This is a genomic window from Salipiger sp. HF18 (assembly GCF_011806505.1).
GTDB classification, from domain to species: Bacteria; Pseudomonadota; Alphaproteobacteria; order Rhodobacterales; family Rhodobacteraceae; genus Salipiger; species Salipiger thiooxidans.
Genome location: NZ_JAATOS010000666.1, coordinates 1 through 1,842 on the forward strand (window position 1 = coordinate 1; position 1,842 = coordinate 1,842).

Annotated in this window: 1 protein-coding gene and 2 pseudogenes; 1 reads left to right on the forward strand and 2 read right to left on the reverse strand. The window is 69.8% G+C overall.

Annotation, left to right across the window (positions count from 1 at the left end; translation table 11 throughout):
• A pseudogene (locus HC022_RS25625) lies at nucleotides 1-201 on the forward strand (hypothetical protein); the annotation flags it as partial.
• 236 nt (nucleotides 202-437) lie between these two features.
• Here the strand turns inward: HC022_RS25625 and HC022_RS25630 are convergent.
• Nucleotides 438-1,418 (reverse strand): putative zinc-binding metallopeptidase, encoded by a 981-nt coding sequence (locus HC022_RS25630; protein WP_167454266.1) that lies wholly within the window; start codon nucleotides 1,416-1,418, stop codon nucleotides 438-440.
• 143 nt (nucleotides 1,419-1,561) lie between these two features.
• Nucleotides 1,562-1,842 (reverse strand): annotated as a pseudogene (locus tag HC022_RS25635) (hypothetical protein); the annotation flags it as partial.

Below are 1,842 nucleotides of genomic sequence, written 5' to 3' on the forward strand. Positions count from 1 at the left end.
GACCTGCTGCGCGCCGCCGAGACCCTGCCGCTGGATCCCCGCGACGAGCAGACCCGACGCGATTTCCTCGGCCGCCTCGAGCAGCACAGCTGGAGCGGGCCCGAGCTCAACGATTTCGAGGTCGGACTGGCGCTCGAGATCGACATCTTCTTCCACGTGATCCGGCAATATGTTCCGGAAGAGGCTTTCGCCGGCTGGTGAGGTCGGGGGGAGATCCGGGGGACCGGGGCGTCGGGTCCGGGCTGCGTGTTGCGGGTTTCGTGGTGAGGACCGCGTAGACGGGTGGGGGCGCTGCCCCCTCTTGGCCTGCGGCCAATTCACCCCCGGAGTTTATCTGGCAAGATGAAGGGCGGGGCCTCGTGACGGGGCGGTTGGCGCGTGCGTCTGTCGGGACGGGGGGTGAGGGTGTGCGGCGAAGGGCTCTGCCGGTGGTGCGCTCAGGCGCTCGTGGCGTTGCGGCGGAGCCAGCCGTGGGCAAAGGCGAGCTTGTCGCGGACGCCCTGGGTCAGCACGAAGGGGTAGAGGTCTGGCAGGTCCATGGCGCGGTTGACGTGGTTGATCGCGATGGCAAGGTCGATGGCCATGGTGATCTCGTGCTCGGTGTCGCCCGAAGCATAGGCGTCATGGCCGGGCTCGGGGCCGTCGGGCAGCGCCAGTTGCGCGGCGGCGGCGCTGTCCACCAGGTCGATCAGGTGCAGCAGGTGGGCGATGGTCTCGGCCCAGTCCTCGTGTGGGTGCGCGGTGGCGTAGCTGGTGATGTGGTCGTTATCCGCCGGTTTCGGCGCCTCGTAATGCCGTTGCAGCGCCGCGCCGTAATCCTCGCGTTCGTCGCCGAAGAGGGCGCGGAAGGCTTCTGAGAAGGCCGGGTCCTCGGAGAGGCGCAGGAACAGGAAATGCGCGGTCTCGTGGCGCATGTGGCCGAGCATGGTTCGGTAGAGCTCGCCCAGCTCTTCCTGCCGTTCGGCCAGCACCGCCTCGCTAGCCTCGGTGACGTTGATGGTGATCAGCCCGTCCGCGTGACCCATCACGATGTCGGCCTCGCCCGAGGCGGTGTTCTCGGAGAGCAGCCGGAACACCGGGCGCGCGCCGGGATCGTCGGGGGTGAACCAGCCCCAGCGGATCAGGTTCGCGAGCATCCAGCGCTTGGCCAGTTCCGAGGTCTCCCACAGCGGCCGGTTGCCGTCCTCGCGCAGGTCGGGGAGGGTCTCGGTCATGGCACAGGAGCGGCAGAGCCCGCCGGTTTCTGCGGTCCAGTTACAGCCGATCACTTCGCGGTTGGCACAGGGTTCAGCCTCGGCCTCGGCCAGCGGCAGCATCACCTGCGCGTCGGGGGCGAAGACGACCTGCTGTCCGCAGGTGCAGCCGGTGTTGTGGAAGTAGAGCGATGCGCCGCAGGCGGGGCAGCGGAAGATCTGCATTCTCGTGGGTCCTCGTCCGTGACACTGCAACCCAAACACCGGCCGGTGGCGGCGGGTTCCATCGGCGGGGCCGGGACCAGTTTGGCGGGAAACGCCGGCGGCGCAAGTCCGCGGTCGCGCGGGCGCTGCGTCTCGGGAGGGGATTACTCGGTGTCGGTGCCGCGCAGGGCGAGGATCGCGAAGATCCCGAGCACCGCCAGCCCGGCCACCGCGATGTTGAACGGCGAGGAGTTGGCGACGATCACACCCACCAGCGCCCAGATCACCGTGATGCCGTAGAGCGGCGCGCGGTGCAGGCGGTACTGGATCACCAGCGCGATGGCGAGGGCGATGGCGAGCCCCACCAGTGCGGCGGGCGTGGGGGGGAGCAGCCCCGAGGCGGCGGGGAGCAGGCCGGTGGGGACCCAGGGCGCCGCCGGGGGGC